The sequence below is a fragment of the Mycobacterium colombiense genome (assembly GCF_003284975.1).
GTDB classification, from domain to species: Bacteria; Actinomycetota; Actinomycetes; order Mycobacteriales; family Mycobacteriaceae; genus Mycobacterium; species Mycobacterium europaeum_A.
On sequence record NZ_QMEU01000143.1, the window covers coordinates 1 to 9,285 of the forward strand.

A 9,285-nucleotide genomic window follows, 5' to 3' on the forward strand; every position below is an offset into this window, starting at 1 on the left:
GACGTCGGTGGTGGCGGCCTGGGTCGCGGTGCTGCTCGCCGTGTCGCTGCTGGCCGGGCCGCGGCCGTGGCAGGGCCCGGTGGCGGTGGCGGTGGGCCTGGGCTGCGGCGCGATTCTGGTGCGGCACTGCGTGCGCCGATTCGGCGGCATCAGCGGCGACGTGCTGGGCGCGGCGATCGAGCTGACCGCGACGGTGAGTGCCGTGGCGCTCGCGGGGCTGGTGCGGCTTTAGCCCGATCGCCCGGCTGGCCGGGCGCGAAGACGCGACCGCCCCGCCAGCCGGGCGATCGGAGCGAGCTAACCGAGCCGGGCCATCCAGCCGTGGGTGTCGGCGAAGGTGCCGCGCTGAATGCCGGTCAGCGTGTCGCGCAGCGCCATGGTCACCTCGCCGGGTTGGCCGTCGGCGACGGTGAACTCGGCATCGCCGTACTTCACGTGCGAGACCGGGGTGATCACCGCGGCGGTGCCGCACGCGAACACCTCGGTGATCTCCCCGGCGGCGGCCTTCTTCTGCCACTCGTCGATGTCGATCTTGCGTTCCTCGACGGAGAATCCCGCATCAACGGCCAACTGCAGCAGGGAGTTTCGCGTTATGCCGGGCAGCAGTGAGCCCGACAGCTCGGGGGTGACCAGCCGCGCCGAGCCGCCGCTGCCGAACACGAAGAAGATGTTCATCCCGCCCATCTCTTCGACGAAGCGCCGTTCGACGGCGTCCAGCCACACCACCTGGTCGCAGCCGTTGGCCGCGGCCTCGGCCTGAGCTGACAGCGAGGCCGCGTAGTTGCCGCCGAACTTGGCGGCGCCGGTGCCGCCGGGGCTGGCCCGCACGAACTCCGTCGATACCCAGACGGTGACCGGGCTGATGCCGCCCTTGAAGTAGGCGCCGGCCGGCGACGCGATCAGCAGGTAGCGGTAGCGCTTGGACGGCCGCACCCCCAGCCCGGGCTCGGTGGCGATGACGAACGGGCGCAGGTACAACGCCTCCTCGCCCCCGGCCGCCGGGACCCAGGCGCGATCGACCGCGATCAGTTGGCGCAGCGATTCCATGAAAAGCTCTTCAGGCAGTTCCGGGATGGCCAGCCGCCGCGCCGACGACCGCAACCGGGCGGCGTTGGCCTCGGCGCGAAACGACACGATTGAGCCGTCCGCCCACCGGTACGCCTTGAGCCCCTCGAAGATCTCCTGCGCGTAATGCAGCACGATCGCCGACGGATCCAGCTCGATGGGCCCGTACGGGATGACGCGGGCGTTGTGCCAACCGTCGCCGGTCTCGTCGTAGTCGATCGACACCATGTGATCGGTGAAGTACTTGCCGAAACCCGGCTCGGCCAGGATGGTTTCGCGTTCGGCATCGGTTGCCGGAGTTGCCGAGCGCGAAACCGTGAACTCGAGGGAGCCACTGGTCATCCGCCGATTGTATATCCGCCTACCGAATCGGATTTCGCCCGCGCACGCGGCGCCGCTAGCGCGTTTTCACCGCGACGAAGGGCGGGCGCACGACCTCGCACGCGGCGGGACGACCCCGGACGTCGACGGTGATCTGTTGACCGTCCTCGACGCCGGCGTCGGTGTCGATGAGCGCCAGCGCGATACCGGCCTGCAGCGTCGGGGAAAACGTGCCCGACGTGGTGACCCCCACCGGGGTGTCGCCCGCGAGCACCGTCAGCCCGGCGCGCAGCACACCGCGGCCCACCATCCGCAGCCCGCGCAGCAACCGGCGCGGGCCCGCCTCCTTCTCGGCCAGCAGGGCGTCGCGGCCGAAGAACGCGTCCTTCTTCCAGCCGATCGCCCACCCGCAGCGAGCCTGCAGCGGGGAGATGTCCAGGGCCAGCTCGTGGCCGTGCAACGGGTAGCCCATCTCGGTGCGCAGGGTGTCGCGGGCGCCCAGACCGGCCGGCTCACCGCCGGCCGCGCCGACCGCCTCGGCCAGGGCGTCGAAAACCACACCCGCGGATTCCCACGGCGGCAGCAGCTCGTAGCCGTGCTCGCCGGTGTAGCCGGTGCGGCACACCCGCACCGGCACGCCGGAGAACGACGTGTCGGCGTAGGCCATGTAATCCATGTCGGTGGGCAGGCCCAGCCGGCCGAGCACGTCGGCCGAGCGGGGCCCCTGCACGGCCAGCACCGCGAAGGACCGGTGCTCGTTGGTGATGGTCAGCCCGCTCGGCGCCGCGGCTTGGAGCGCCTCGACCACGGCGGCGGTGTTGGCGGCGTTGGGCACCAGGAAGATCTCGTCGTCGTCGACGTAGTAGGCGATCAGGTCGTCGATGACGCCGCCGGATTCGGTGCAGCACAACGTGTATTGCGCCTTGCCGGGACCGATGCGGTCCAGGTCGTTGGTCAGCGCGGAGTTGACGAACTGCGCGGCCCCCGGCCCGCGGACCAGCGCCTTGCCCAGGTGGCTGACGTCGAAGAGGCCGACCGCGTTGCGCGTCGCGTTGTGCTCGCTGACGGTGCCGGCATACGACACCGGCATCAGCCAGCCGCCGAACTCGGCGAAACTGGCGCCCAAGCTCCGGTGACGCTCTTCCAACGGTCCGTGCAAAACCTCGGCTGCATCGCTCACGACTCTTCACCCTAATCAGCGGTGACGGCCGGACCGTTAGGGTGATGCGGATGAGCACAGAACCCGGTTACGCCTCCCCCGCTGTAAGTGTCGCCTCCTCGCTGCCACGGCGCGCCGCCGCGTCGACCGTGCTGATCGTGCCCGTCGTCTCGACCGGCGAGGACGACAAGCCGGGCGCGGCCGTCGCGGCCGGCGAGCCGTTCCTGTCCTCCGACGCGGTGGCCGAGATCGAATCGGGTCTGCGTGCGCTGGAGGCCACCGGCGGCGCCGAACAGGTGCACCGGCTGGTGGTGGGATCGCTGCCGGTGTCCAGCGTGCTGACCGTCGGCCTGGGTAAACCGCGGCCCGAATGGCCCGCCGACACCATTCGTCGCGCCGCGGGGGTGGCCGCGCGTTCGCTGGGCAAGACCGAGTCGGTGCTCACCACGCTGGCCGAGCTGCCCGGCGAGGGCATCGCCGCGGCCGCCGTCGAGGGCCTGATCCTGGGCAGCTACCGCTTCACCGAGTTCCGCAGCGAGAAGACCGCGCCCAAAGACCAAGGGCTGCGCAAGATCACGGTGCTCGCCTCGGAAACTAAAGGGGCCAAGGACGCCAAGAACGACGCCGCGCACGGCGCCGCGGTTGCCACCGCCGTCGCCACCGCCCGCGACTTCGTCAACACCCCGCCTAGCCACCTCTTCCCCGCCGAATTCGCCAAGCGCGCAAGGGCTTTGGGCGAATCCGTCGGTCTCGAGGTGGAGGTGCTGGACGACAAGGCGCTGCAAAAGGGCGGCTACGGCGGCATCATCGGTGTCGGGCAGGGCTCGTCGCGCCCGCCGCGGCTGGTTCGCCTGATCCACCGCGGTTCGAAGCTGGCCAAGCGGTCCAAGCAAGCCAAGAAGGTGGCGCTGGTCGGCAAAGGCGTCACGTTCGACACCGGCGGCATCTCAATCAAGCCCGCGGCGGGGATGCACCACATGACCTCGGACATGGGCGGCGCCGCCGCGGTGATCGCGACCGTCGCGCTGGCCGCCCAGTTGCGGCTGCCGATCGACGTGATCGCCACCGTGCCGATGGCCGAGAACATGCCGTCGGCCACCGCGCAGCGGCCGGGCGACGTGCTGACGCAGTACGGCGGAATCACGGTCGAGGTGCAGAACACCGACGCCGAGGGCCGGCTCATCCTGGCCGACGCCATCGTGCGGGCCTGCGAGGACAACCCCGACTACCTGATCGAGACGTCCACGCTGACCGGCGCGCAGACGGTGGCGCTGGGCGCCCGCATCCCCGGGGTGATGGGCAGCGACGAGTTCCGCGACCGCGTGGCGGCCATCTCGCAGCGGGTGGGCGAGAACGGCTGGCCGATGCCGCTGCCCGACGAACTCAAGGAAGACCTGAAGTCGGGAGTGGCCGACCTGTCCAACATCAGCGGGCAGCGCTTCGCCGGGATGCTGGTGGCCGGGGTGTTCCTGCGCGAATTCGTCGCCGACGGCGTGAGTTGGGCGCACATCGATGTGGCCGGCCCGGCCTACAACACCGGCAGCCCGTGGGGCTACTCGCCGAAGGGCTCCACCGGCGTGCCGACGCGGACTATGTTCGCGGTGCTGGAGGACATCGCCGAAAACGGCTAGCCGATAAGGCGTTTGATCACGGCCCGGCCCAGCTTGCGGCGCGGCCAGCCGGTCGCGCCGTCGGCGGCCAGTGCCGCCTTCGCCGCGTTGCGCCCGCACGCGCCGTGCACCGAGCCGCCCGGTGTCGCCGACGCGCTGCCCAAATACAGCCGCTCGATGGGTGTTTCGGCCCGGCCCATGCCGGGCGCCGGCCGGAAGACCAGCATCTGCTGCAGCTGCGCGGTTCCGCCGTTGAGCGCCCCGAGATGCAGGTTGGCGTCGCTGGCCTCGAGATCCGACGGCCGTTGCACGAAGCGGTCGATCACCGCCGAGCCGAAGCCCGGGGCATGCTCTTCGATCACCCGGTCCACCGCCGCGGCCAGCCGGTCAGCCGAGGCGTCGTCGGACACGTTGCGCGGCAGATGCGTGTAGGCCCACACACTTTCGGTGCCGGCGGGTGATCTGCTCGGGTCCGCGGTGGTGGTCTGGCCCAACAACATGAACGGATGCTCGGGTATCACGCGGGTGTTCAGGTCGGCCATCCAGCGGATCAATCCGTCGCCGTCGGCGCCCAAGTGCACGGTGCCCACCGGCGCCAGGTTTCTCGCCCGCCACGGGATCGGTGTCGCCAGCGCATAATTCACCTTCACCACCGGCGGGTCCCACTCGTAATCTTGCATGTCGCGGCGCAACGCGGCCGGCACCGCGTCCGCGGGCAGCATGTCGCAGAACAGTCGGGGTGCCGTCACGTCAGCCACCACTGCGCGACGGGCGGTCACGCTTCGCCCCTCCGCGGTGCTCACGCCCACGGCGCGCCCGCCCCGTACGTCGATGCGGGACACGTTCTGCTGGCATTCGATTCGCGCCCCGGCCGAACGGGCCCGATTGACCAAAGCCGCGGTGAGCTGGCCCGAGCCGCCGACCGGCACCGGCCAGCCGTGATCCTGGGCCAGCATCGTCATCAGGAAGCCCATGGCGCCGCTGATCGGCGCATCCGGCGGGACGTCGGCGTGCATTGCGTTGCCCAGCAACAACACTCGCGGCGCCTCGCCCTCGAACAGCGCAGCGGCCATGGCATTGGCCGGTTGGACCAGCAGCCGGGCGACCCGGACGGCCTCGGGCGTGCCGAGTCTGCGCAGCAGCCCCAGCAGCGGACGCACCGGCGGGAAGGGCGCCAGCATGGCGTCGAGCAGCGGCGCCTTGATCTTGTTCCACAGCTCCACCAGACGCCACCAGTTCTCGCCGTCGGCGGGGACGCGGCGCGCGAATTCGGCTGCCGTGCGGGCGGGATCGTGATACACGATGGGCGGGTCGTCGTCGGCGGCGTTGCGCGGATGCCCCACCACCGTCGGCGCATGCGACCACCGCAGCCCGTGATCCTCGAGCCGCAGAGCCGCCATCGCCGGCGACGCCACTGTCATCGGGTAGTAGGAGCTGAACAAGTCGGTGATGTAGCCCGGTGTCAGCTCGGCGCTGCGCACCGCGCCACCCGGCTCGGGCTGGGCTTCCAGCACCAGCACGTCCCAACCCGCGTCGGCCAGCATCGACGCCGCCACCAGCCCGTGGTGCCCCGCCCCGATCACGACGGCGTCGGCGGTGTCGCGCACGGTCACTTCACCTGGCTCGGCTCCAGGCGCTCGGCCAGCGCCGCCAGCCGCCACAGGCACTCCTTGTTGCGCGGGTACGCGGCGGCCAACGCGACGGAATCGGGAACGGCCGCCATCGGCCCCTCGGCGGGAACTTCGATCATCTCGATGCGGCACCCCTGCGGAATCTCGTGCAGCAGCATGGTGATTCGCGCGGCGCCCAGCGGGCCCAGCCGGGCGAGCAGCACCAGCTTGTGCGGGGGTTCGCACTCCTCCACAATGGTGGCGTCGTTGATCACCAACGGCCAGATCCCGATCGAGTGCCGGATCGAGGAGCCGGGTTCCGGCCAATTGGGGTCGACGGCCCGCATCCGGCTGTTGCCCACCACCCACTGGGTGTAGGTCCAGCCCTGGGCGAGCACCTCCCACACCCGCTCACACGACTCGGGCACCTCGCGCGTTGCAGTGATCACGTGCACACCTCTCCAATGTCTTGCGTTACCGCGGGCGGATACCCGGCCATCGCCGGGTTATGCGGCGTCAACGCCGGGTTTACCGGCGCGTGCCCGCGGATAATCTCCCTAGCGGTCGAAATCCCCACGACGGAAGGCGAGACCATGACGGTGCGACGGTTGATCATCGGTGTGGGCGCCGTGCTGTTGTTGGCCGGAGTCATCGGCCTGCTGGCGCCGGTGTCGGTTTCCGACAGCAACGGCCACTCGGTCGGCTGCGGAAACGCCGTGGCGACGGACCTTTCCGCGGCCAGGAGCGCGAACAACAGCAATGGGGCGAACATCCCGATCCTGAACCAGATCGTCCCGCACACCGACTATGTCGCGCAGTGCCAGTCGTCGGTGGGCAGCCGGCGGGCGTGGGCGATACCGCTGGCCGTGCTGGGGGTCATCGCGATCGGGGCGACGTTGCTGACCGGACGCCGCGGGGCGGCGACGGGCGCTTAGCCGGGCTCAGATCACCCGGATGCGCGCGGCGTTGCGCAGCCCTTGCGGCGCGACCCGCGAAAGCCCGTACAGCGCATAGGCTTCCGGCGCCACCGGGCGAATCGGCTTCTTCTTCTGGACCGACGACAGGATCGCGTTGGCGACCTTGTCGGGGCCGTAGCGGCGCAGCGCGAACATCTTGCCCAGCTGGCCGCGGCGGCCGTCGACGGCGTCGGCCTGCTTGCCGGCGGGCGCGTCGAACCGCGTGGTGTTGATGATGTTGGTGTCGATGACGCCGGGGCAGATGGTGGTCAGGCCCACCCCGGCGGCGTCGAGTTCGGCGCGCAGGCAGTCGGAGAACATGAAGGTCGCCGCCTTCGACGTGCAGTAGGCGCTCAGCGACTGCAGCGGCGCGTAGGCCGCCATTGACGACACGTTGACGATGTAGCCGCCGGTGCCGCGCTCCACCATCCGTCGCGCGAACGCCCGGCACCCGTTGACCACACCGCCCAGGTTGACGTCGAGCACCCGGTCGAACTGCTCGGGCGGGGTGTCCAGGAAGCCGCCCGCTTGCCCGATGCCGGCGTTGTTGACGACGATGTCGGGGACGCCGTGCTCGCCGCTGACCCGCTCGGCGAACGCTTCCACCGCCTGCGCGTCGGACACGTCGAGCAGGTAGGCGTGCGCCACGCCGCCGCGGGTGGCGATCTCGGCCGCGGTGGCCTTGACGGCCGCCTCGTCGATGTCGCTGATGACCAGCTCGGCGCCTTCGCGCGCGAAGGCGAACGCGGTCTCGCGGCCGATGCCGCTGCCGGCTCCGGTGACCGACACCAGGGTGTCGCCGAACGCCCCGCGGGGCCGCCCCACCTGCGCGCGCAGCAGCGCGCGGCTGGGCTGCTTGCCCTCGGCCTGGTCGGCGAACTCGTGCACCGCCGCAGCCATCACCTGCGGGTGCGACATCGGCGAGAAGTGACCGGCCTGGATGTCGCGACGCCACAGCCGCGGCACGAAGCGCGGGGTGTGGTCGTAGCCGTAGGGCCGCACGTACTTGTCTTTGGTGTTGACGATGAGCTGCACCGGTACGTCGATGACCGCGACGCCCTGCTTGCGACCGGAGAAGGACCGAAAGTAGTTGGCGGGATAGGTTTTCACCGACCGGGCGGCATCGGCGGCCAGCTTGTCGGAATGGTGGATCCGCTCGACGGGGATGTTGTCGACGGCGTTGCGGCGCAGCGCCGGGACCGACAGGGTCAGCCGCAGGAACAACGGCGCGAGCACCGGGATCGAGAAGAAGATCATGTAGCTCAGCCGCAGCGCCTGGCTGATCGCCCGGATGAAGGTGCGCGGCTTCCAGGGCGCCCGCAGCCCGCTGAAGATGTAGTCGACCAGTTGGTCCTGAGCGGGTCCGGACACCGACGTGAACGTGGCGACCCGATCGCTGGCGCCGGGGCGCTTCAGGTAGTGCCAGATGCCCACCGAGCCCCAGTCGTGAGCGAGCACGTGCACGGGCCGGCCGGGGCTCAGCTCGCCGGTCACCGCGGCGAAGTCGTCGGCGAAGCGGTCCATGCTGTAGGCCGCTACCGGCTTGGGCGCCGAGGACATGCCGACGCCGCGGTTGTCGTAGCGGATGATGCGGAACCGCTCGGCCAGCAGCGGGACGACCCCGTCCCACAGCACGTGCGAGTCGGGGAAGCCGTGCACCAGCACGACGGTGGGGCCCTCGGGGGTGCCCTCTTCGTAGACCGCGATGCGGGCGCCGTCGGCGCTGTCGACGAAGTGTTGGGGTAGTTGTGGTGTTGGCGGCATCTCCGACCTCCCCGCTCTGGCTGGACTGGCCACACCGTAGCAAGCGTGATCGGCGTCACCCGCCCGGCGCGGGGTATCTGCCCTGGATGTGTGCCGACAACGGCGCAGTGACAGGATAGTTTTGGATTGCGACTTCGCCTTCCGCAAGCGAGCTGATCGACCCGCCCCGACCCACGAGCGATCGAGGAGTCAGAAACGATGGCCTTCTCCGTCCAGATGCCGGCACTCGGTGAGAGCGTCACCGAGGGGACGGTCACCCGCTGGCTCAAGCAGGAAGGCGACACGGTCGAGCTCGACGAACCGCTCGTCGAGGTGTCGACGGACAAGGTCGACACCGAGATCCCCTCGCCGGCCGCGGGTGTGCTGACCAAGATCGTCGCCCAGGAGGACGACACCGTCGAGGTGGGCGGCGAGCTGGCCGTCATCGGCGACGCCTCCGAAGGCGGCGCGGCGGGCGGCGACTCGCAGGCGCCGAGCCAGCCGGAGCCCCAAGCGCAGGCCGAACCCCAGCCGGAGCCGGAGCCGGAGCCCGAGCCGGAGCCCCAGCCCCAGGCCCGGTCGGAGCCCGCGCCCGCTCAGCAGAGTTCCGGCGATGCGACCCCGGTGTTGATGCCCGAGCTCGGTGAGTCGGTGACCGAGGGCACCGTGACCCGCTGGCTCAAGCGGGTCGGCGACTCCGTCCAGGTCGACGACGCGTTGGTCGAAGTGTCCACCGACAAAGTGGACACCGAGATCCCGTCCCCGGTGGCCGGTGTCCTGATCAGCATCACCGCCGAGGAAGACGCCACGGTGCCCGTCGG

9 protein-coding genes are annotated in these 9,285 nt (G+C 70.5%); 4 read left to right on the forward strand and 5 right to left on the reverse strand.

What is annotated here, in order from left to right; genetic code table 11:
- A partial coding sequence (locus DQP58_RS24465) for an adenosylcobinamide-GDP ribazoletransferase (protein WP_205869535.1) occupies positions 1–232 on the forward strand: 232 nt, incomplete at its 5' end.
- A gap of 65 nt (positions 233–297) precedes the next feature.
- Here the strand turns inward: DQP58_RS24465 and DQP58_RS24470 are convergent.
- Both DQP58_RS24470 and gcvT read right to left on the reverse strand, forming a co-directional pair.
- On the reverse strand, positions 298–1,407 hold the full coding sequence (locus DQP58_RS24470; RefSeq protein WP_112710705.1) for a branched-chain amino acid aminotransferase: 1,110 nt from the start codon (positions 1,405–1,407) through the stop codon (positions 298–300).
- A 55-nt stretch (positions 1,408–1,462) separates the two neighbouring features.
- A complete protein-coding gene (gcvT, locus tag DQP58_RS24475; protein WP_112710706.1) occupies positions 1,463–2,566 on the reverse strand; it encodes a glycine cleavage system aminomethyltransferase GcvT in 1,104 nt (367 codons plus the stop codon).
- A 50-nt stretch (positions 2,567–2,616) separates the two neighbouring features.
- Between gcvT and DQP58_RS24480 the strand changes: the two genes are divergently transcribed.
- A complete protein-coding gene (locus DQP58_RS24480) occupies positions 2,617–4,176 on the forward strand; it encodes a leucyl aminopeptidase (protein ID WP_112710707.1) in 1,560 nt (519 codons plus the stop codon).
- On the opposite strand, the gene DQP58_RS24485 is transcribed toward DQP58_RS24480, so the two are convergent.
- On the reverse strand, positions 4,173–5,768 hold the full coding sequence (locus tag DQP58_RS24485; RefSeq protein WP_112710708.1) for a phytoene desaturase family protein: 1,596 nt from the start codon (positions 5,766–5,768) through the stop codon (positions 4,173–4,175). The two genes, DQP58_RS24480 and DQP58_RS24485, sit on opposite strands and share 4 nt — an antisense overlap.
- Positions 5,765–6,214 (reverse strand): SRPBCC family protein, encoded by a 450-nt coding sequence (locus DQP58_RS24490; protein ID WP_112710711.1) that lies wholly within the window; start codon positions 6,212–6,214, stop codon positions 5,765–5,767. The genes DQP58_RS24485 and DQP58_RS24490 overlap by 4 nt, the downstream gene beginning before the upstream one ends.
- A gap of 144 nt (positions 6,215–6,358) precedes the next feature.
- Between DQP58_RS24490 and DQP58_RS24495 the strand changes: the two genes are divergently transcribed.
- The gene (locus DQP58_RS24495) at positions 6,359–6,700 is read left to right on the forward strand and encodes an aminopeptidase (RefSeq protein ID WP_112710709.1); all 342 of its coding nucleotides are present in this window, start codon (positions 6,359–6,361) and stop codon (positions 6,698–6,700) included.
- 6 nt (positions 6,701–6,706) lie between these two features.
- Here DQP58_RS24495 and DQP58_RS24500 read toward each other — a convergent pair whose 3' ends face one another.
- Positions 6,707–8,485, reverse strand: a complete 1,779-nt coding sequence (locus tag DQP58_RS24500; protein WP_112710710.1) for an SDR family oxidoreductase — start codon at positions 8,483–8,485, stop codon at positions 6,707–6,709.
- A 198-nt stretch (positions 8,486–8,683) separates the two neighbouring features.
- On the opposite strand from DQP58_RS24500, the gene DQP58_RS24505 reads away from it, so the two are divergent.
- The coding region (locus DQP58_RS24505) for a biotin/lipoyl-containing protein (RefSeq protein WP_346427290.1) at positions 8,684–9,285 on the forward strand (602 nt) is incomplete at its 3' end.

Bases quoted from the DNA above. Each gene is read 5' to 3' on its own strand.
- DQP58_RS24470 (WP_112710705.1), bottom strand. From the start codon at position 1,407: ATGACCAGTGGCTCCCTCGAGTTCACGGTTTCGCGCTCGGCAACTCCG.
- DQP58_RS24480 (WP_112710707.1), top strand. From the start codon at position 2,617: ATGAGCACAGAACCCGGTTACGCCTCCCCCGCTGTAAGTGTCGCCTCC.
- DQP58_RS24495 (WP_112710709.1), top strand. From the start codon at position 6,359: ATGACGGTGCGACGGTTGATCATCGGTGTGGGCGCCGTGCTGTTGTTG.
- DQP58_RS24500 (WP_112710710.1), bottom strand. From the start codon at position 8,485: ATGCCGCCAACACCACAACTACCCCAACACTTCGTCGACAGCGCCGAC.